We start from the raw sequence: 19133 nt of genomic DNA, 5'->3' as shown, positions 1-19133 counted from the left end.
TTCTGTTTCCTTCCCTTCCGAGGAGCCCCCACGTGACAGCCCCCGCACAGACCTCCCGCGCGGCCCAGATCCTCTCCCGGCCCGTCACGCTGAACGGCCTGACCGTGCCGAACCGGATCGTGATGGCGCCGATGACGCGCCAGTTCTCGCCCGGTGGTGTCCCCGGCGACGACGTCGCCTCGTACTACTCGCGCCGCGCGGGCGCCGGGGTCGGTCTGATCGTCACGGAGGGCACCTACGTCGGGCACGACTCCGCCGGTGACAGTGACAGCGTCCCCCGTTTCCACGGTGAAGAGCAGCTCGCCGGGTGGGCCAAGGTCGCCGACGCCGTGCACGCGGCCGGCGGGAAGATCGTGCCGCAGCTGTGGCACATCGGCATGGTCAGGGAGGCCGGGCAGCCCCCGTTCGCCGACGCCCCGCCGGTCGGCCCGTCCGGTCTGCGGCTGGACGGCACCGCCGGTGGTGGCAAGGAGATGACGCAGGAGGACCTGGACGACGTCATCGACGCGTTCGTCCAGGCCGCGGTGTCCGCCGAGCGCATCGGCTTCGACGGGGTCGAGCTGCACGGCGCCCACGGCTACCTGCTCGACCAGTTCCTGTGGGCCGGCACCAACCGCCGTACGGACGGGTACGGGGGTGACCTGGTCGCCCGTACGAAGTTCGCGACGGAGATCGTGGCCGCCGTACGCGAGGCCGTGTCCACGTCGTTCCCCATCATCTTCCGGTACTCGCAGTGGAAGGGTGGTGCCTTCGACGCCCGCCTCGCCGAGACCCCCGAGGAGCTGGAGTCGATCCTGACCCCGCTCGCCGCCGCCGGTGTCGACGCCTTCCACGCCTCCACGCGCCGCTACTGGCTCCCGGAGTTCGACGGCTCGGACCTCAACCTGGCCGGCTGGACGAAGAAGCTCACCGGCAAGCCCACCATCACGGTCGGCTCGGTGGGCCTGGACGGCGACTTCATCCGGGGCTTCTCGGGCGAGGGCGCACCGCTGAAGAGCATCGACGACCTCCTGGACCGCCTGGAGAACGAGGAGTTCGACCTCGTGGCCGTGGGCCGCGCGCTGCTCCAGGACCCGGAGTGGGCGGCGAAGGTCCTGGAGGACAGGACGGCCGAGCTGACGGCCTACGACGCGTCTGCGCTGGGGTCGTTGAGCTGAGTCAAGTCGACTTGGGCTGAGTTGAGTGGGCCGGGGGCCGGAAGCGGAGCATCAGCCGCCGCGCCGGTCCACGGCCCGGCCCGGTCCAGCCCCGCCTCTTCCGCTTTCGGGGGACTCAGAAGACGTACGACAGCGGCGTTTCCCGCGCCGCGTTGCAGAGCGGCCAGACGGTCGAGGACACCGCTCTCCGGCGCGGCCGACGGCGGCCTTCTGCCCGCACTCGGGCCGTCGGCTTCTTCCAACGGGTCAGTCGGCATAGTCCTTGAGCTTCTCGGTGTCGAGGGTGATGCCCACGGGGGCGGGGATGTCGACGGTCGTCCCCCAGGGGGAGGACGAGGTCTGCCGGTACCGGCCGTCCTTCGGCTCGCTGAACACGGTGACGGTGTTGTTGTCGCGGTCGACGAGAAGGTATACGGGGATGTCGGCCGCCGCGTAGCCGATGGGTTTGTCGACGCGGTCGCGCTGGTCGGTGTCCCGGTCGTGAGAGGTGATCTCCACGGCCATGAGTGCGCCGTCGGCCTCGGACCACTCGCGGTGGCCCGTGAAGTGGTCCACGGGCGCCAGGAAGCCGTCTGTGCGGGCGCGGCCCTTGCGGTAGGCCTCGGCCTTGACGCCCCGTTCGGGCGCGAGGTCGAGGTCGGGGCGCTGTTGCATGCACTGGCGGAGCAGCCACATGAAGATCGACGTGTGGTTGCCGTCAGGCATGGCCTTGACCCTTACTTTTCCGTTGATGTACTCCAGCCGCACGGTTTCGGGAGCCACGGCGGCAAGTTCCTCGAATTCGTCCACATCAAGTGGGCCGTGGCGGATGCACAGCCTCCCGCCGAGGAACTCCAGCCGGTTCCGCAGCTCTCGCGGAGCCCTGCGGACGAGTTCCTCGAAGTCCGCGACGGACATCTGCGGGCGGTCAGCGGTGTCAGGGGTCATGGCGTTGCCTCCTTCCTCACATCGTGCCCTGGAGTGACCTTGGCGGACCGTTGGGGCCGTCATACGAGTGTCCTTTCCTGGCGCTTATGGGCCATCGCAGCGCGAATCTCTGCTGCGCGGGCATGGATTGTCGGTGCGAGTGGGGGCGCATCGCGGTGAGCGGGGGCGTACTCGCCCCGGCACTCCCCGCACACGCCCCCGGCCAGCGCCTCCGCCCGCCCCGGCACCCCGCACTTCGCGCACTCCAGCATTCGCAGTGGCGGCCGTACGGCGGCGGGCTCCGGCGGGAGCTTGCTGGTCAGGCGCCTGCGGATCAGGGCGGCCGGGTGATGGACCGGGGTCGGCAGGCCGGCGGTCAGGGCGTGCCGTACGGACTCCTCGTTCGCCCCTCGCTCGAACCACTCCCCGGCCAGCGGGGCCAGCGCCGCGCAGTCCGCCTGGGAGAGGGACAGGGCGGGCGCGGTACGGCCGAGCGCGGCGAGCAGGATGAACGCGCGTGAGCGGGTCGGCTGACGGCGTTGCCCCTCCGGGGAGTCGGTCGGTACGTCGCCCCGTGTGAACGCCGCCCACCAGTCGTCGCCCCGTGCGGTGCGGGTGAACCACGTCCGGGTGATCCAGAGTTGGCTGCCGGAGGCAGCGCCGGTGCCGGTCACATGTTCGCGGCCCCGGCGCAGAGGGCCCGCCTGCTGGAGGTTGTTGAGGGCGGTGCGGAGGTCGCACTGGCCGTACGGGAGATGCATGGCCAGCGTCTTCACGGCGATGTCGGCTCCGCCGGGCAGCCGGTCGATGTACGCGGCGACGGCTGCCTCGCGCGGCGGAAGATGCGCGAAGTCGTGGTTCGTACGGGGGCGTTGGTCCGGGGAGTCGTCGTGACTTTGCGTGGCAAGTCGAACACGTCAAGACAACACGCGGGGTGGGAGGGCGGGTTGAGGCCCGCCTCCCATTCCTAAGAAAGAGGGCTCGGGGCTCGCTGCCCGAAGCTCAGGCGTGTGTGCGGTGCCTCAGGGCTTGAGATTCCCGACGAACACCGACCATGCCCCCGCCCGGAACACGAGCTTCGGGCCGAGGGGGTTCTTGGAGTCACGGACGGGGACGAGGGTGTGTCCGGGAGCTACTTCGAGGCAGTCGCCGCCATCGCCGGCGCTATGGCTGGACTTGTACCAGGTGGCCGAGCTTGTGTCGTACTCACGGGCGAGGTTCTTCATGCTCGTAATCCTGCGCCACGGCCTCGATGAGGGCCAGCGAGTCCTGGGGCGAAAGAGCCGCCGCCTGGAGGAGGTTGAACGTAAGGGAGTGCCGGGCAACCTTGGCCGGGTCGTCCAGCAGTCTCCCCGTGTCCAATCCCTCGACGAAGCAGAGCGGTGGCGCGTCTGTGAACTCCATGAGCTTCAGCGAGCCGCCCATCGCGGCATGCGCTCCGGCGCTGAATGGCAACACCTGCGCGATGATCCGGTGGTGACGTGCCAGGTCCAGTACATGACGGAGCGCCTCCGCCATTGTGGCCGGTCCGCCAACTGGCCGACGGAGCGCAGCCTCGTCCAGGATCGACCAAAACAAGGGGGTTGTTGGACTGTCCAGGATGCGGGTGCGTTCCATACGGGTCGCCACCAGCTCCTCGATCTCGGCCTCCGGGACTGTCGGCCGATAGGTGCGGAACAGCGCCGCCGCGTACGCCGGTGTCTGCAGCAAGCCCGGGATGAGCTGTGGGAGGTAGTGCCTGATCGTCGTTGCGATCGCCTCCGCTTCCGCTGCTTCCTCGAAGTGCTCGGGGTACTTCGACTTGGCGAGCGCGGCGCAGTTGCGCTCGAAGAAGTCCTTCGTGCCCAGGATCTGGTCTATCTGCACGGCGTACTCACGCAACATCCGCCGCGTACCGGCCTCCAACTGTCCGATGAACGAACCGCTGACGAAGAGCGGTCGGCCGAGTTCCTCCTGGCTCAGGCCCGCCGCCTCGCGGGCGTGGCGCAACTCGGCGCCCAGGAAGGCCCGGGGCGAGGAGGACGGGTCGAGGTCCTTCGGTGCTGCCATCGCAACTCCCTGCCGCACACATGGCTTTGTTGGGATGTCCCCTCTGGTCAGGTTAGACACCTATTCGCCACGCTGTGTGGAGAACATCAACACTCAGAGTGGAGAGGCGAAGGCGATGGAGCTGATGTCGGACGGGCGGCTGCAGACGACCGAGGAAATCGTGGCGCGGCTGCGGGCGGCGCTGAGAGAGGTCGGAGTTGCCCTGCCGTCCCTGGGCGTCGACCCCGTGACCGGTGCGAGCGACGAACCCTTCGCGCTGGTGGTCCTCGGGCGCTGCAACGTCCGTACGGCGACGCGGCTGGCCGCCGTGCTGGAGGGCGTGGCGGCCGGGGACGGCGAAGGTGCGTGAGGCGGCGTACGCCCTCGATGTGCGCGACGGGCGCATCGGCGAGGTCATGGGGCGCGAGGGCGGATACGTGCAGCTGCGGCCCGTAGGGGGCGGACGTGAGTGGGACTGTCCGCCGGATGCGCTGGGGGACGTACCGCCGGGGGAGGTGCTGCGGGAGCGGGTGCGGCGGGTGAACCGGGAGGGGCGGCTGCCTTGAGGCGGGCGCGCGGACGGGCGGGGTGATCCGGCCCGGACTGGGCCGGGCCGGATCGGATCGGGGCGCGTCAGCTGTCGTCAGGTCAGCAGGTCCGGCCGACGTACCACGCGCCGTCGATCTTGCTGCTGCTGCCGAGCCATGTGACGCCCGGGACCACGCACTTCTCGTAGTTCGGGCCCCACACCTCCACCTCGATCACGATGTGTGAGCCGTCGCTCGTGCAGTGGTTGTAGTACGCGTCGCTGCTTGTCGCGTAGTACCCGCAGGGGTTGGCTGCGGCCGTGGCCGCCGGGGTCGCGACGGCGAGCACCAGGGCGCTGGTCAGGGGGCCGACGACGGCGAGGGCGGTGGACAGGAAGTGGCGGACGCTCAAGGAAGGTCTCCTGGCAAAGGCTGGCAAAGGAACGAATCGGACACCAGCAGCTTCGACGATCACCGGCCACCGATCCGCCGATTTGCCTCGGACGAGGGACCTGGTTCACCCGGTCGTGTGGATCAAGGTTTGGGCTGGTCGGATTGCCAGGCGCGCTACAGGTTGCCCATCGGCTCGATGTCCACCTTCACCGGTGTGCCCCAGATCCGCAGGACCTCGTAGTCGGTGAACTCGTGGACCAGGCGGTAGGCGATGCCTGGGCGGGGGGCGCGGCGTTCGGCGGAGAGGTAGTGCTCGGCCTCGACGCGGTCGCGGCGCGGGGTGCCGCAGAGTTGCCAGTTCTGGCCGGTCCAGACCTCGGGGAGCCAGCGCTGCTGGGGCTGGGGGCGGTCCGCGCGGATGCCGTAGCGGGACATCGTGCGCTCGGGGGGTGCCGATTCGGGGTCGGTGGGGCGGGCCTGCGGGTAGGTGCCGTTCTGCTGGGAGCGGCGGGCGCTGCGGCGGCGGGTCTCACAGAGGAGACAGAGGTCGTTCGCGCTCTCGTCCACCGGGCCGTTCGGATGCTCGGCGCAGCGTGTCGTGGGCGCCGCGCCGGCCACCGTGTCGTCCAGGATGGCCAGCGCCCGCTTCAGGTCGGCCTTGATCTCGTGCAGCTTCGTGTCGGCGGTGTCGCCGCTGAGCGCGTCCCCGTGCTCGCCGAGGACGCGCAGGGCTCGCCCGAGGGCGGTCAGCTGGGCGTGGTTCACGGTGTCGTCCCTTCGGCGTGCGGGCGTACGTACATGCGAATGTGCGTGCGGTGCGCTGAGCTCTCAGTGGCCTCCACCGTCGCACACGCCACTGACAACACGGGCGGGAGTACGCGTATGCCTGGGCCTGTGGCTATGGCTGCGCCTACGCCTCGAACTCCGTCAGGTCGATCGCGTGGACGAGCAGCTGGTGGCCGTACACGGGGTGTGTCGCCACCCGCTCCTCCGTCAGGCCCAGCTTGCGGATGATGTTCTCGGAGGCGTCGTCTCCCGCCCTGCTGACGCTGATCACACGGTCGAGGCCGCGGTCCTGGAGGGCGAACTCCAGGGTGGCGTGGGCGGCCTCGGAGGCGTATCCCTGGCCCCAGAACTGGGAGCCGAGCAGCCAGCTGATCGCCACGTCGTGCGCGACCTCCGGCAGGAAGTCGGGCACGGACAGGCCGACAGCGCCGATCAGTTCGCCCGAGGCGAGCAGTTCGACGGCGAAGAGGCCGAAGCCCTCCTCGTCCCACTCCTCCTCCCACCGCTCGATGGCCTCCGCCGTGTACTCCAGGTCACGTACCTCGCTGTCGTCGATCCAGCGCATGACCTGGGAGTCCGCGAAAATCTCCGACAGCGGCGCGAGGTCGTCGTCGGTCCAGCGGCGGAGGAGGAGGCGGGGGGTGTGGATCTCGGTCATGGCGCCCATCCTGCCCGACGGCCGAACGCCCGGACACATCAGTGGGGTGCTGCCGTCAGTGCCGCCCGCAGATGGCCGTCGTTCTCCGCGAGGAGGCGGGCGGCCGTCGGGCCGTCGACCGAGCCGAGGACGACGAGGATCGCGTTCTTCGTCTCCCCGTCCGTCGCCGCGAGCGCCGCCTCGATCTCCTCGTCGCCCGCACCGGTCGCCAGGGCCACGATCCGGCGGGACCGGGCCCGGAGCTTCTCGTTCGACGCCCGTACGTCGACCATCAGGTTCCCGTACGTCTTGCCGAGCCGGATCATCGTGATCGTCGACAGCATGTTGAGGACCAGCTTCTGGGCCGTGCCCGCCTTGAGTCGCGTCGAGCCGGTCAGCAGCTCGGGCCCGACGACGACCTCGATGCCGTGCTCGGCCGCCGCCGCCAGCGCGCTTCGCTCGTTGCAGGACAGGCCGATCGTCAACGCGCCCAGCGCGCGGGCGTGTTCGACGGCGCCGATCGCGTACGGCGTACGGCCGGACGCCGAGACGCCGACCACCGTGTCCAGGGCGGTGACGCCGAGCGCGTCGAGGTCACCGGCCGCCAGCTCCCTGGAGTCCTCGGCGCCCTCGACGGAGGTGACCATGGCCTCGGGGCCGCCCGCGATCACGCCCATGACCTGCGCGGGGTCGGTGTTGAAGGTGGGCGGGCACTCGGACGCGTCCAGCACGCCGAGCCGGCCGGGCGTGCCCGCGCCCGCGTAGACCAGCCGGCCACCGCGGGCCATCCGGGCCGCCAGGGCGTCGATCGCCGCGGCGATCTCCGGCAGCCGCGCGGCGACGGCGGCCGGGACGGTCGTGTCCTCGGCGTTCATCAGCCTGGCGATGTCGAGGGTGGGAAGCCGGTCGATGTCGGCCAGCTCCGGGCGGAACGCCTCGGTCGTCAGCGACTCCAACTCCTCTTTCAGAGCACGGTGGTTGGAGGAGGCGTCAGCGGTTGAGGTCATGGCGTGCTGCTCTTTTCGATCTCCCGGTACGGCAGTTACGGCCAGTTACGGCTGTCGGGGCGGTCACGGCCGTACCTGCTGTACCGGTGGGGCGTGCGTCCTAGCGGCGCGATGTCGCGCCGCCGCGCGGGGTGTGGCGGTGGGCCAGGGCCTCGTAGGAGGCGGACAGGGCCGGGGCGGCCGTTTCGTACGTCTGCTGTGCCACGCCTATGAACAGGCAGTCGACGACCAGGAGTTGGCTGGTGCGGGACGACATGGCCGCCGGGCGCAGCTCGCTCTCGCGGGCCGTGGAGGTGGTGAGGATGTGGTCGGCGTACTGCGCGACGGGTCCGTCCGGCCGCCCCGTGATCGCGACCGTCGTGGCCCCGCGTTCGAAGGCGACGCGCAGCGGCTCGATGACGTCCCCGGTCGACCCGGAGTGCGTGATCGCGACGGCGACGTCCTTCGCGCGCAGCTGCACGGCGTTGGTGACGGCGAGGTGGGGGTCGCTGTGGGCGTGCGCCACCAGCCCTATGCGCAGCAGCTTCTGGGTGAGGTCCTGGGCGACCAGGCCGGAGGCGCCGACGCCGTAGATGTCGATGCGACGGGCGGCGGCCAGCGCGCTGACGGCGGCGGACAGCTGGGCCATGTCCAGCCCGGCTGCCGTGTCGGCGAGGGTCTGCTGCTCGTCGTACGCCAGTTTCGCCACGACCTCCGCTATCGGGTCGTCCACCGCGATGTCGGCGGTCACGGCGGGGGAGCGCCCCGACTGCTGCTGGGCGGCGAGGCCGGCGAGCGCGAGGCGCAGGTCGCGGTAGCCGGGGTAGCCGAGCAGCCGGGACGTGCGGACGACCGTCGCCTCGCTGGTGCCGGTGAGCTCGGCGAGGCCGGTGACCGTGAGGGCCGCGCAGCCTGCCGGGTCCGCGGCGACCGCCTCGGCGACGCGCTGCATGGAGCGGGTCATCGAGGGCGCCAGCGTCCGCACCTTGGCGGCGAGGGCGGCGGGCGCGGGCGGGGTGACACCCGGGAGGCCGCCGGGCGTGCCGGAAGTGCCCACTGCTCCGAAAGTTTCCTTCACGTCTCGGGTCACGTCATGAAAGATATTTTCCATTCGGACGTCAGGTCAAGAGTGCGCACAATGGGTGCATGACCCCCACCGGCGACCCCACTGACCCCGTCACCCCACTGGAGCAGGCGTTGCACGCGGCACGCGCCCTGGTGCTCGCCGACCTGGCCGCGCGCGAGGTCGCCGAGGCGGACGTCGTCTCGATGGTCGAGGAGTCGGTCGTACAGCGACGCTGGTGGGTGGAGCAGTGGCCGGACGGTGCGGACTTCGTGGCCGGGCTGGTCGCCCAGGACGTACAGGACGCGCTGCTGGAGACGTACGGCCGCTGGCCGCTGTGCCCGGTCTGCGGCGCCGGTGATCCGCACGCCCTGGAGGTGGAGCCGGAGTTGGGTCCCGACCCGCAGTGGGTGTGCCACAAGGCGGGGGTGCGGGTCTCGGCGATCGGCGGGCTGGCGTCGGCCTCCGGCGGACCGGCGTCGTCGTGACCCTCTACATAGACCCCCCGACCTGGCCCGGCCACGGCCGCCTGTGGTCGCACCTGGTGAGCGATGTCTCGTACGACGAACTGCAGGCGTTCGCCGACCGGTTGGGGGTGCCCCGCCGGGCCTTCGAGCGCGACCACTACGACATTCCGTCGCATCGGTACGGGGAAGTGATGGCCGCCGGGGCGGTGGAGGTCAGCAGCCGCGAGGTGGTACGGCTGCTGCACGGGGCGGGACTGCGCAGGCGTAAGGCAGCGCGCGGGGTGGGCGGGGTGGGCAGGGTGGACGAGGCGGACCGGTAGGACGTCAGCCGCGCAACTCGTAGGCCCGCAGGCCCTCTTCGTCGAGTTCCGCGCTCACCGGTACGAAGCCGACGCGGGCGATCACGCCCTGCGACGGGACGTTGCCCGGCTCGACGGTCGCGAACAGGGACCGTACGTCGTCCCGGGCCAGCGCCCACTCGGCCAACGTGCGCAGCGCCTCGGTCGCGTAGCCGTTGCCGCGGGCGGCTTCCGCGAGGTCGTAGCCGACCTCGGCCTTGCCCTCCTCGTCGGGGGCGCCGTGGAAGCCCATGCCGCCCACCGCGCGGTCGTCCTCCCGCCGTACGAGGACGAACAGGCCGAACTCCGGGCGGTGCACGCCCGCTTCGTACGCCTTCAGCGTCATCCCGGCGGCCTCCCGGGTGCCCTCGAAGGGGCCACCCTCGATCCAGTCGAAGCCGCCCGTGCCGCCCGCGCGCAGGTCGGCGGCGGCGGCCGGGGTGACACCCTCCAGGCGGAGTCGTTCGGTGTCGAGGACCAGGTTGTTGGTCCAGCGCCACTCGGTGAGTTGGGCGCGGCCGGGGAGGGTGGCGCGGCCGGTCGCCCAGAGCAGGGTCTGCCAGTGGTCCGGGCCGGGCTGGACGTGCGGGAAGATCCGGGTGAGGACGAACTCGGCGAGATGCGCGGGCGGTTCGTACGACAGCCCCAGGCCCTCGGCCATGTCGTCGGCGTGCAGCAGTACTTCGGCGACACCCATCGCCGCGAAGCCCTCGCGGTTCGCGCTGCGGAAGGGGAACGGGTGGAAGCCGCGCGCGTCGCGGGGCGCGGTCCGGATTGCCGCGGTGAGCAGGGCGCCGGTGGTCGTGATGACGTCGAGGATGCCCGCGTTGTCGGCGGGGTCCAGACCGCCCTCGCGGCCGTCGATGCTGATCTGGAAGGGGGTGTACGCGTGCTGCGCGCGCCCTGCCAACTGGCCCGCGTACGCGACCAGGTCACTGGCGACGTGCTCGGCCGTCCGCCGGCAACTCCACTCCAGCCGCCCCGCGTTGACCTCCGCCCAGTCCCGGTCCAACGCCTGCCTCAACAGCGCCACCGCGCTCGCGACAGCCTCGTCCACTTCGTTCGCGCCCATGCTCAGCATGCGGCGAGGATAGGGGCTGGGGTGCCCGTGCGGACACGGATTAAATCGGGCCCGAGTCACCTTCGAGCCGCCGCAGCTCCGCCGCGATGTTGGCGCGCGACGGCTCCTCCCAGCGCTCCGTCCCGTACGGCGTCCGGAACAGCCTTGGCAGGGCGAGGAGTTGGCGCAGTACCGCGGCCCGGCCTGCCCTGAAGGCGTCGTCGGGGACGAAGGCGTACTCCTCGCGGACGGCTGCGGTGTAGGCGGCGTACGTGTCCTCGGGCGCGGCCAGGATCGCGAGGTCCGCGTCGCACAGGACCTGGCCGTTTCGGTCGTCCGGCGCCGGGTCATGGGTGAGCGTGAGGCGGACCAGACGGGCCACCTCCGCGGTGCCCGCCGGGGAGACGCCGGCTTCGGTGAGCGCGCGTTCGGCGAGACGGGCGGAGCGTTCCTCGTTCTCGGAGCGGTCGGGGGCGTACACGGCGTCGTGGAACCAGGCGGCCAGGCGCACCAGGGCGAGGTCGGGGGCGAGGCCAGGGGCGGGCGTCCTGGCCTCCTCCGCTTCCAGTACGTCGATGTGGTCGAGGACCGCGGTGAGGTGGGTGAGGGTGTGGTAGCGGCGCTGGGGTTCCTGATAGCGGGCGAGGAGGTTGTCGGCGTAGGGGGTGGGGTCGGGAGGCGCGGGGGAGGGAGCCGTTGTGGTTGTGGTGGCGCGGGCTGCTTCCAGGGCCTGGGTCCAGCGGGCGCGGAGGGCGGCCAGTGCGGCGGGGGTGGCGCGGGACTCGGGGTCGGACTGATCGGGCATGGGGGCATTCTCCCGTCCGGCCGGGTCGGTGGCGGGGTGGGGGACTCGGCGGCTCGGGCGTACTCTGGATTGGACTAGACCTGTAGCCGATGGTGTCGGCGTCGATGAATGGGGACCCATGAGTGAGCGCGCAGTCCTGGAGGTGATCGCCCTCGGTGTCGAGGACGCCGTCGCCGCCCGGGCCGGAGGTGCGGACCGGCTGGAGCTGGTCACCGACATGGCCGCCGACGGGCTCACGCCGACGGTGGCCGCCTTCGCCGGGATCCGTGCGGCCGTCGACATCCCGCTGCGGGTGATGCTCCGGCTGGCGGACGGGTTCGGCGCCGGTGACATCGAGCGGCTGGTCCGGGTCGCCGGCGAGTTGCGGGGGGCGGGCGCGGACGAGTTCGTGCTCGGGTTCCTGGGGGCGGACGGTGGCGTCGATCTCGGCGCGGTCGAGCGGGTCGTGGGTGAGCTCGGCGGCTGCCGTTGGACGTTCCATCGCGCGATCGACCACGCCGTCGACCGGGACGACCTGCGCAAGCAGCTCGACGGACTCCCCGGCCTCGACACCTACCTCACCGCCGGCTCGGCGACCGGCGTCGACACCGGACTCCCCACGCTGCTCGCCGAGGCGGCGCGGCATGGCGAGCCCGGGTACGAGCAGCGGCTTCTGGTGGGGGGTGGGCTGCGGCTGGAGCATGTGCCGCGGCTGCGGGCGGCGGGGGTGGACGGTTTCCATATCGGGGGCGCGGCTCGGCCGGAGGGGTGGGGGAGGGGGGTTTCGGTTGCGGCGGTCGAGGAGTGGCGGAGGGTGTTGGACGCGGGGTGATGTTCGTTTTTTTCGCCCCCGCCGCCCTTACCCGTCCCATCCCGTTCCTGGGGGCTGCGCCCCCAGACCCCCGCTTCGGCCCTGAAGGGGCCTTGTCCTCAAACGCCGGACGGGCTGAAGATGCGGGTGTCGGCCTGGGCTGGTCAGATGCGGTGCGCGGGTGGGTGGGTGGGAAATAAACCCGTCAGTCCAGTTGCCGCGGCAGCGGCGTCGCATGGGTCACGATGAGGCCCGAGACCGCTCGGGTCAGGGATACGTACAGGCGTCGTAGGCCGGTGCGTTCGTCGGGTTCGGCGTCGACGACGGCCTGGGGTTCGTCCAGGACCACGTAGTCGTACTCCAGGCCCTTCGCGAGGGACGCCGGGACCAGGGTCAGGCGGGTTTCGTGCGTCGTCTCCTCGCCGGGGGAGAGGTGGGTGAGGCCCGCCGCCGTCAGGGCCTCCGTGAGGGCGGGGATGCGGTTGTCCGCCGCGATCAGGCCCGTCGAGCCCTCGTTGCGCAGCAACTCCTCGCAGGCGTCGACCACTTGACGCGTCTCGCTGATCGGCCGTACGTCGAAGAAACCCGGGTTCTCGCGGACCGACGCCACCGGCGTCAGACCCGGGGCGATGTGCGGGAGCAGCCGGGACGCGTACGTGATGACGTCGGTCGGGACGCGGAAACCGGCCGTCAGTTCCTCCACCACCGCGTCGGACTTGCCCAGGTGGGTCAGGGCCTCGTCCCAACTCCGTGTCGCCCAGGGCGTCGTGCCCTGCGCGAGGTCGCCGAGGACGGTCGCCGAGCCCGTCGTGCAGCGTCGGCCCACCGCCCGGTACTGCATCGGCGAGAGATCCTGCGCCTCGTCCAGGACGACATGCCCGAGCGAGTGCGTGCGCTGGACCAGGTCGGTCGTCTCGTCGATCAACACGGCGTCCGCGGGCGACCACTTGGCCGACTTCACCGACCGTACGGGTTTCGCCCAGAGGATCTCCTTCTGCTCGTCCTCGTCGAGGATTCCGGCCGCGTGCACGGCGAGGAAGTCCGCGTCGGTGAGGAGGCGCAGGACGAGTCTGGCCGGGTCGACGGGCGGCCAGATCGCCTTCACCGCCGCCTTCACCGCCGCGTTGCGGGCGACGGAGTCCTGCACACGGTCGTCCGGGGCCTCACCGGACCGTTCCATCTGCACCAGCACCGTGTGCGCGATGCGCTGCGGCAGGGCCTCGCGGGCGGCGCCGTAACGGATGTCCCGGTCCAGCAACTCGCGGACCATCGACTCCAGTTCGTACGCCGGGACGCGCCAGCGCCGTGACCCGCGGACGACCATGACGGGCTCGGTGGGCAGGGTGACATGGGAGTAGACGGCGTTTCGCAGCACCTTCGCCATCCGTGCGTCGCCCTTGATGACCGCCGCCGTCGAGTCGTCAGTGCCGTGCACCTCGACATGGGCCACCAGGTCGTCGACGGTGGCCTGCTTGACCTCCAACTCGCCCAGGGCGGGCAGCACTTGCTCGATGTAGTGGAGGAAGGACTTGTTCGGCCCGATGACGAGGGTGCCGGTCCGGGCCAGCCGGTCGCGGTGGGCGTAGAGGAGATACGCGACCCGGTGCAGACCGACGGCCGTCTTCCCGGTGCCGGGACCCCCCTGCACGCACACCGAGCCGCCCAGCCCGCTGCGTACGATCTCGTCCTGCTCGGGCTGGATGGTGGCCACGATGTCGCGCATCGGGCCCACGCGCGGGCGCTCGATCTCCTGCTGGAGCAGCTTGCTGGTGGCCGCCGACTCGCTGGGGTCGGAGAGGTGCTCGTCCTCGTACGCCGTGAGGTCTCCGCCGGTGTACCCGAAGCGGCGGCGCAGGCCGACGTCCATCGGGTCCGTCTTCGAGGCCCGGTAGAACGGCTGGGACACCGGCGCGCGCCAGTCGATGACCATGGGGTCGCCGCCGGCGTCGTGGACGTGCCGGCGCCCGATGTAGAACTGCTCCCCCTCCGCGCCCTCGGCCTGCTCGGCGCCGGGAGCGTGCAGATAGTCGAGGCGGCCGAAGAACAGCGGGGTGTGACTGAGGTCGGCGAGGGCCTTGATCCGCTCCTCGATCTGGCGAGAGAGGACCGCCGCGTTGACCCAGTTCGCGGTGACGTCCTTGATGTCGAGGGACTCCGCGTCCTCACGCATCGCACGGAGGGCTCCCCGGGAGGCGGCCAGATGGGAGCGTTCGCGGCCGAGGGGGTCGTCGGCCATGGGGGCGGAAACGGGGGCGGGAACGGGGCTGGACAATGGGGTGCCTCCGGCTACCTGCCGCGTACCGGCTGGGTACGCGCTGCTGGGTGGGACGTCGAGAGCCGACCGGTTTCCGTCCGGGCGGCGGCGCTCCACGACGGGAGGCGGGCAAGAGCGGAGATCCTAGGGGACGGGAGCAGGCGGAGGCCAATCAATTTCGGCGTACGCCGGTGAGTGGGCCGGCGCGTACGGCAGCCGGCGTCCCCTAGGGGACGGACTCCACCTTCCTGTGGGGGAGACGTCCACCCGGAGGCGTAGAGGGAGATGACGGAGGTTCGACCCGCAGGCCGATGGCATCGGCTGCGCCGGGAGCGACCATGGATACATGAGCGCAGCATCCTTCACCCCCGCGTCCGTAGCCTCCGTGGCTTCCGCCCGCTCCGGCGCCACCCCCGTGCGGGGCGGCCACCGCCACCCCGTCGGCGACGCCCTGCGCGCCGTCAAGGTGTTCGCGGGCGCGGCCCTGAGCGTCGTACTCCTCGGCGAGTACGGAGAGGAAGCGGGCGTCCGAAGCAGGTGAACGACCGGTGTCGGCCGTTCGCGGCTCAGCCCCCGGCGTCCTCTGTCAGAATCTCGTCCGCGTCCATGATCCGGTACGCGTATCCCTGTTCCGCCAGGAACCGTTGGCGGTGGGCGGCGAAGTCCTGGTCGATGGTGTCCCGGGCGACCACCGAGTAGAAGTGGGCCTTGTGGCCGTCGGCCTTCGGCCGCAGTACGCGCCCCAGCCGCTGAGCCTCCTCCTGCCGTGACCCGAAGGTGCCCGAGACCTGGATGGCGACGGTCGCCTCCGGCAGGTCGATCGAGAAGTTCGCGACCTTGGACACGACCAGCACGCTGATCTCGCCCTCCCGGAACGCGTCGAAGAGCTTCTCGCGCTGCGAGTTCGGCGTCTCGCCCTTGATGACGGGCGCGTTCAGATGCTCGCCCAGTTCGTCGAGCTGGTCGATGTACTGGCCGATGACGAGGATCTGCTGACCGGCGAAGCGCCGCACGATCGCCTCCGTGACCTTCCGCTTGGTGGCGGTGGTCGCGCAGAAGCGGTACTTCTCCTCGGTCTCGGCGGTGGCGTAGGAGATCCGCTCCGACTCGGTCAGGTTGACCCGCACCTCGACACAGTCGGCGGGCGCGATGTAGCCCTGCGCCTCGATCTCCTTCCAGGGCGCGTCGAACCGCTTCGGGCCGATGAGCGAGAAGACGTCCGACTCCCGCCCGTCCTCCCGTACGAGGGTCGCCGTGAGACCGAGCCGCCGCCGGGCCTGCAGATCGGCGGTGAACTTGAAGACGGGCGCGGGCAGCAGATGCACCTCGTCGTAGATGATCAGCCCCCAGTCGCGGGAGTCGAACAGCTCCAGGTGCGGATAGACACCCTTACGCCGGGTCGTGAGCACCTGGTACGTCGCGATGGTGACCGGCCGGATCTCCTTGCGCGTACCGCTGTACTCGCCGATCTCCTCCTCGGTCAGCGACGTCCGCTTCACCAGCTCGTGCTTCCACTGCCGGGCCGAGACGGTGTTCGTGACGAGGATGAGGGTGGTGGCCTTCGCCTCGGCCATCGACCCGGCCCCGACCAGCGTTTTTCCCGCCCCACAAGGCAGGACGACCACTCCGCTGCCGCCGTGCCAGAAGTTCTCCACGGCCTGCTGCTGGTACGGGCGCAGCGACCACCCGTCCTCGGCCAGCTCGATCGGGTGCGCCTCGCCGTCGACGTACCCGGCGAGGTCCTCGGCCGGCCAGCCCAGCTTCAGCAGCACCTGCTTGATCTGCCCGCGCTCGGAGGGGTGCACGGCCACGGTGTCCGGGTCGAGCCGGACGCCGACGAGAGGGGTGATCCGCTTGGAACGCAGGATCTCCTCAAGCACGGGACGGTCGGTGCTCGTGAGGACCAGCCCGTGCACCGGGTGCTTGCTCAGCGTCAGCCGGCCGTAGCGGTCCATCGTCTCGGCGATGTCGACGAGCAGCGCGTGCGGCACGGGGTAGCGGCTGTACTGCACGAGCGCGTCGACGACCTGCTCGGCGTCGTGCCCGGCGGCCCGCGCGTTCCACAGGCCCAGCGGGGTCACCCGGTAGGTGTGGATGTGCTCCGGCGCCCGCTCCAGCTCGGCGAACGGCGCGATGGCCCGACGACACTCGCCCGCCTGCTCGTGATCGACCTCAAGGAGCAGGGTCTTGTCCGACTGGACGATGAGTGGACCATTCACGTACGTACACATCCCTTCCGCACGGCCGACGGCCTACGGCCAAACCTCCAGTGTGCCCTACCGGCGGACGGTCACGGCGGGGCGCACATCACAGCCCACGGTGCCTACGGTGTCCACGGTGCCTACGGCTGGTCGTCCGCCAGTTCCGCCACGCCTGTGACCCGGTGCAGCGGATACGTCCGTACCTCGTCCGCCGTGTGGTCGTACGCCGTGACGAAGCCGCCCTCGACGCGGACGGGGGCGATGACGCGCTGGCTGGCGGCGCCCTCGGCGTTGACGTATCCGATCCAGACGGCCTCGCCGGTCATCACGGCGGCCTGCATGGTGGCGAGGGTCTCGGCGGGGCTGGTGCGGGGGAGGTCGCCGGTCGTGGCCGGGGTCTCCGTAGGTTTGCGGGGAGCCGTCGCGGCCAGGTCGCCGGCCCTGATCGCGCGGATCGCCGCCGACAGAAGCGTGGTGTCGGGGGCCGGCGGGCCGTCCGGCACCGGGTCCGGGGCGGCTCGGGGCGGGGTGCGGTGGGCGTGGGCGCGGGTGATCAGGACGTCGCCCTCGGCGGACTCGGCGGCCGGCGCGAAGCCCATCGCCCGCAGACCGTCGAGAAGGGTCGCCGGGTCGGCCTGGGCGGCCAGCACCGTGGGCGCCAGGCGCCGCAGACGCAGGCTCTCGGACCGCTTGTCGGCGAGGATCTCGCTGAGCACCGCGTCGTCGTCGCAGCGCACGTACGCCGAGGCCGCGCCGATCCGCAGATGGCCGTGTCTGCGCGCCACGTCGTCGATGAGGTAGGCGAGGGGCTGCGGAACCGGCGTACGGGAGTGGGCGGTCAGGAAGTCGTGCAGGTCGGAGGCGGAGCGGCCCGCGTCCAGGGCACGGCGTACGGAACCCGGGGTGAAGCGGTAGACCGTCGCGCCGCCCTTCGACTCGATGTCCGCGAGCACGCCGAGCACATCGGCCAGGGGGCGCTTGAGGGGACCCGGGGCCACCGCCGTCAGGTCCGCCTGGAGGAGGACGTGGTCGAGCGGCTCGGGCAGCAGCGGGGTGAGCAGCCGGGCCGCGGTGGCGGACGCGGTCGCCTGTTCGGCGGGTGAGAGGGGTTCGAGGGTGTGGGTGTGGGGGTGGGATTGGGCGGGTGAGGAGTGGGGGTGATCGTGGCGCTCGTGGTGGTGGACCGGGAGTTTGTCGCCCGGGCCTGTCGGTTCGGCCGGCTTCGGCGGTGCGGCGGGGGCGCCGAGCAGGGCCCGGCCCTGGGACGACAGGGCGCCCCGGCCAGTGACGCCCAGCGACTCGGCCTCGGCCAGGGTCCAGCGGGCGAGCCTGGTGCGCAGGTCCTCGTCACCGCCCCGGTCCTGCTGCGGGCCACGCGTCGGACGCTCCCAGTGCAGGCGGGCCAGCACGGACTCGACGGTCGGGGACGTGCCCTCCGGGAGCGCGGCCAGCAGGGCCAGCACCCGGTGCCGTACCTCCGGCGCGGCCGACCGGTCCAGACCCGGGCCGAGGGCGGACAGCGTACGGTCCTTCGCGTCCCGGCCGCCGATCACTCCGGGCGTCCGGGTCGCCGACAGCCACGCCTCCGCGAGCCGCGCCCAGCGCCGGGCGGCGGGCCACTGGAGCCACTCGTCGTATGCGGGGGTCGCCGCGTACCGCTCGTCGGCCTCACCGTCGGACGCCAACAGGCCTGCCGCGTAGGCGAGTTCGACCCAGAAGGCGGCGACCGGCTCGGACACGTCCAGGGCGATGGCGGTCCGCTTGAGGTCACGGACGCTCAGCCCGCCGGCCCGCAGCACCGCCGGGCCGCCCTCGTCCCAGTCCTTCAGCAGCTCCTCGACGGTCGCCAGCGTCGTGTACGCCTGCCCCGCCGCCGCACTGTCCACAACCTGTGGACGATGAACGGCGGCCGGCTCGACCCCGGGCGGCAACGGCTCGGTCGTCCGGTGCGCCCGCCCGCCGCGCAGATGCAGGGCCACCTCGCGCGGCAGTACGACAGTGCCGGGCGCGGTGGGGAGGAGCAGGCCCCGGTCCAGCAGCCAGCGCAGGTGCGTGGCCGGATCGGCGGTGACCTGCCCGTACGGCGGGCCCCAGACGAGCCGCCGCAGTACGTCGACGGAGTCCGGGGGCGCGGTGTCGAGCAGCGCGGCCATCCGCTTGCGGTCGGTGAACAGGGCGGTCAGCGACGCCACCGCGCTCACCGCGTCGTGCGTCGACGTGAGCCCCGCCGCCGCCACGATCTCCTGGACCCGGCCCGGCGACATCCCCGCCGTCGCCTCCGCGACCGTCGGCCCGAGCCCGGTCGGGGACGGATGCTGCGGCGAGGGCGCCAGCAGCTCACGGGCGGTACGCACCAGGCGCAGCTGGTCCGGGCCGCCCCACACCAGCGCCTGCTCGCGCAGCACGGCGAGGGCACGGGGCACGGCGGCGGCGACGCCGGGGTCGGCGGCGTCGCCCGCGAGAAGGGCCAGCAGATCGTCGTACGACGCCGGGTCCGGGGCCACGGCCAGCGCCTGTGCCGTCTGGAGCGTGAACCGGTCCAGGCGTTCCAGGGCGCGCACGACCGACGCGCGGGTGCCGGCGCGGGTGGCCAGCTGGGTGAGGTCGGTGGGGACGGGGGTGATGAGGTCCGGACGGCTGCGCAGCAGCGCGGCGAGTGACGCGTCGTCCCGCGCGCGAAGCGCTTCCGCGAGAGAACGCGGCGCCGGTGTCTCCTCGGTGCTCATCCCGCCCAC

21 protein-coding genes are annotated in these 19133 nt (G+C 71.6%); 7 read left to right on the top strand and 14 right to left on the bottom strand.

Annotated features, from left to right (window positions below):
- Window positions 1-32: 32 nt before the first annotated feature.
- Window positions 33-1157 (top strand): NADH:flavin oxidoreductase, encoded by a 1125-nt coding sequence (locus QA861_RS19930; RefSeq protein WP_334589689.1) that lies wholly within the window; start codon window positions 33-35, stop codon window positions 1155-1157.
- A 246-nt stretch (window positions 1158-1403) separates the two neighbouring features.
- On the opposite strand, the gene QA861_RS19925 is transcribed toward QA861_RS19930, so the two are convergent.
- The 4 genes from QA861_RS19925 to QA861_RS19910 form a co-directional block, all read right to left on the bottom strand.
- Window positions 1404-2084, bottom strand: coding sequence for a Uma2 family endonuclease (locus QA861_RS19925; protein WP_334589688.1), 681 nt, complete (start codon window positions 2082-2084; stop codon window positions 1404-1406).
- 59 nt (window positions 2085-2143) lie between these two features.
- A complete protein-coding gene (locus QA861_RS19920; protein ID WP_334589687.1) occupies window positions 2144-2839 on the bottom strand; it encodes a hypothetical protein in 696 nt (231 codons plus the stop codon).
- Between the two features lie 246 nt (window positions 2840-3085).
- The gene (locus tag QA861_RS19915) at window positions 3086-3289 is read right to left on the bottom strand and encodes a DUF397 domain-containing protein (RefSeq protein WP_334589686.1); all 204 of its coding nucleotides are present in this window, start codon (window positions 3287-3289) and stop codon (window positions 3086-3088) included.
- Window positions 3270-4112 (bottom strand): helix-turn-helix domain-containing protein, encoded by an 843-nt coding sequence (locus QA861_RS19910; RefSeq protein WP_334589685.1) that lies wholly within the window; start codon window positions 4110-4112, stop codon window positions 3270-3272. Before QA861_RS19910 ends, QA861_RS19915 begins: the two co-directional genes overlap by 20 nt.
- 76 nt (window positions 4113-4188) lie before the next feature.
- Between QA861_RS19910 and QA861_RS19905 the strand changes: the two genes are divergently transcribed.
- Window positions 4189-4461, top strand: a complete 273-nt coding sequence (locus QA861_RS19905; RefSeq protein WP_334589684.1) for a hypothetical protein — start codon at window positions 4189-4191, stop codon at window positions 4459-4461.
- Window positions 4454-4657, top strand: coding sequence for a hypothetical protein (locus QA861_RS19900; protein WP_334589683.1), 204 nt, complete (start codon window positions 4454-4456; stop codon window positions 4655-4657). The genes QA861_RS19905 and QA861_RS19900 overlap by 8 nt, the downstream gene beginning before the upstream one ends.
- Before the next feature lie 82 nt (window positions 4658-4739).
- Here QA861_RS19900 and QA861_RS19895 read toward each other — a convergent pair whose 3' ends face one another.
- The 5 genes from QA861_RS19895 to QA861_RS19875 all read right to left on the bottom strand — a co-directional run bounded on the left by QA861_RS19895 (window position 4740) and on the right by QA861_RS19875 (window position 8510).
- Window positions 4740-5030: a DUF6355 family natural product biosynthesis protein gene (locus tag QA861_RS19895; protein ID WP_443041512.1), complete on the bottom strand. Its 291-nt coding sequence runs from the start codon at window positions 5028-5030 to the stop codon at window positions 4740-4742.
- A 155-nt stretch (window positions 5031-5185) separates the two neighbouring features.
- Entirely contained in the window at window positions 5186-5776 is a 591-nt protein-coding gene (locus tag QA861_RS19890; RefSeq protein WP_334589682.1) for a hypothetical protein, read from the bottom strand.
- 145 nt (window positions 5777-5921) lie between these two features.
- Window positions 5922-6455: a GNAT family N-acetyltransferase gene (locus QA861_RS19885; RefSeq protein WP_334589681.1), complete on the bottom strand. Its 534-nt coding sequence runs from the start codon at window positions 6453-6455 to the stop codon at window positions 5922-5924.
- Window positions 6456-6493: 38 nt separating this feature from the next.
- Complete coding sequence (gene murQ / locus QA861_RS19880; RefSeq protein ID WP_334589680.1) at window positions 6494-7441, bottom strand: N-acetylmuramic acid 6-phosphate etherase; 948 nt, start codon at window positions 7439-7441, stop codon at window positions 6494-6496.
- A 100-nt stretch (window positions 7442-7541) separates the two neighbouring features.
- Complete coding sequence (locus QA861_RS19875; RefSeq protein ID WP_334589679.1) at window positions 7542-8510, bottom strand: MurR/RpiR family transcriptional regulator; 969 nt, start codon at window positions 8508-8510, stop codon at window positions 7542-7544.
- Window positions 8511-8566: 56 nt separating this feature from the next.
- On the opposite strand from QA861_RS19875, the gene QA861_RS19870 reads away from it, so the two are divergent.
- Together QA861_RS19870 and QA861_RS19865 are read left to right on the top strand one after the other, a co-directional pair.
- A complete protein-coding gene (locus QA861_RS19870; RefSeq protein ID WP_334589678.1) occupies window positions 8567-8971 on the top strand; it encodes a DUF8819 family protein in 405 nt (134 codons plus the stop codon).
- Complete coding sequence (locus QA861_RS19865) at window positions 8968-9270, top strand: DUF4031 domain-containing protein (protein ID WP_334589677.1); 303 nt, start codon at window positions 8968-8970, stop codon at window positions 9268-9270. The genes QA861_RS19870 and QA861_RS19865 overlap by 4 nt, the downstream gene beginning before the upstream one ends.
- A 4-nt stretch (window positions 9271-9274) precedes the next feature.
- Here QA861_RS19865 and QA861_RS19860 read toward each other — a convergent pair whose 3' ends face one another.
- Complete coding sequence (locus QA861_RS19860) at window positions 9275-10369, bottom strand: GNAT family N-acetyltransferase (protein WP_334589676.1); 1095 nt, start codon at window positions 10367-10369, stop codon at window positions 9275-9277.
- Between the two features lie 40 nt (window positions 10370-10409).
- Window positions 10410-11153, bottom strand: a complete 744-nt coding sequence (locus tag QA861_RS19855; RefSeq protein ID WP_334589675.1) for an HD domain-containing protein — start codon at window positions 11151-11153, stop codon at window positions 10410-10412.
- A gap of 118 nt (window positions 11154-11271) precedes the next feature.
- Between QA861_RS19855 and QA861_RS19850 the strand changes: the two genes are divergently transcribed.
- Window positions 11272-11964, top strand: a complete 693-nt coding sequence (locus QA861_RS19850) for a copper homeostasis protein CutC (RefSeq protein WP_334589674.1) — start codon at window positions 11272-11274, stop codon at window positions 11962-11964.
- A 184-nt stretch (window positions 11965-12148) separates the two neighbouring features.
- Here the strand turns inward: QA861_RS19850 and QA861_RS19845 are convergent, their stop codons facing one another.
- A complete protein-coding gene (locus QA861_RS19845) occupies window positions 12149-14179 on the bottom strand; it encodes a HelD family protein (RefSeq protein WP_334589673.1) in 2031 nt (676 codons plus the stop codon).
- Between the two features lie 364 nt (window positions 14180-14543).
- On the opposite strand from QA861_RS19845, the gene QA861_RS19840 reads away from it, so the two are divergent.
- Window positions 14544-14738 carry a hypothetical protein gene (locus QA861_RS19840; RefSeq protein ID WP_334589672.1) on the top strand — a complete coding sequence of 65 codons (195 nt, stop codon included), beginning with the start codon at window positions 14544-14546 and terminating at the stop codon, window positions 14736-14738.
- A gap of 25 nt (window positions 14739-14763) precedes the next feature.
- Here QA861_RS19840 and QA861_RS19835 read toward each other — a convergent pair whose 3' ends face one another.
- Both QA861_RS19835 and QA861_RS19830 read right to left on the bottom strand, forming a co-directional pair.
- Entirely contained in the window at window positions 14764-16416 is a 1653-nt protein-coding gene (locus tag QA861_RS19835) for a DNA repair helicase XPB (protein WP_334589671.1), read from the bottom strand.
- A 122-nt stretch (window positions 16417-16538) separates the two neighbouring features.
- Window positions 16539-19124, bottom strand: a complete 2586-nt coding sequence (locus QA861_RS19830) for a helicase-associated domain-containing protein (RefSeq protein ID WP_334589670.1) — start codon at window positions 19122-19124, stop codon at window positions 16539-16541.
- Between the last annotated feature and the right edge of the window lie 9 nt (window positions 19125-19133).

It is taken from the genome of Streptomyces sp. B21-083, from assembly GCF_036898825.1.
GTDB lineage: Bacteria > Actinomycetota > Actinomycetes > Streptomycetales > Streptomycetaceae > Streptomyces.
Note: the sequence above shows the minus strand (reverse complement) of the source record. Positions and strands in the feature narration are given on the sequence as shown.

Bases quoted from the DNA above. Each gene is read 5' to 3' on its own strand.
- QA861_RS19925 (WP_334589688.1), bottom strand. From the start codon at position 2,084: ATGACCCCTGACACCGCTGACCGCCCGCAGATGTCCGTCGCGGACTTC.
- QA861_RS19870 (WP_334589678.1), top strand. From the start codon at position 8,567: ATGACCCCCACCGGCGACCCCACTGACCCCGTCACCCCACTGGAGCAG.
- QA861_RS19915 (WP_334589686.1), bottom strand. From the start codon at position 3,289: ATGAAGAACCTCGCCCGTGAGTACGACACAAGCTCGGCCACCTGGTAC.
- QA861_RS19910 (WP_334589685.1), bottom strand. From the start codon at position 4,112: ATGGCAGCACCGAAGGACCTCGACCCGTCCTCCTCGCCCCGGGCCTTC.
- QA861_RS19860 (WP_334589676.1), bottom strand. From the start codon at position 10,369: ATGCTGAGCATGGGCGCGAACGAAGTGGACGAGGCTGTCGCGAGCGCG.
- QA861_RS19850 (WP_334589674.1), top strand. From the start codon at position 11,272: ATGAGTGAGCGCGCAGTCCTGGAGGTGATCGCCCTCGGTGTCGAGGAC.
- QA861_RS19845 (WP_334589673.1), bottom strand. From the start codon at position 14,179: ATGGCCGACGACCCCCTCGGCCGCGAACGCTCCCATCTGGCCGCCTCC.
- murQ (WP_334589680.1), bottom strand. From the start codon at position 7,441: ATGACCTCAACCGCTGACGCCTCCTCCAACCACCGTGCTCTGAAAGAG.
- QA861_RS19885 (WP_334589681.1), bottom strand. From the start codon at position 6,455: ATGACCGAGATCCACACCCCCCGCCTCCTCCTCCGCCGCTGGACCGAC.
- QA861_RS19830 (WP_334589670.1), bottom strand. From the start codon at position 19,124: ATGAGCACCGAGGAGACACCGGCGCCGCGTTCTCTCGCGGAAGCGCTT.
- QA861_RS19855 (WP_334589675.1), bottom strand. From the start codon at position 11,153: ATGCCCGATCAGTCCGACCCCGAGTCCCGCGCCACCCCCGCCGCACTG.
- QA861_RS19840 (WP_334589672.1), top strand. From the start codon at position 14,544: ATGAGCGCAGCATCCTTCACCCCCGCGTCCGTAGCCTCCGTGGCTTCC.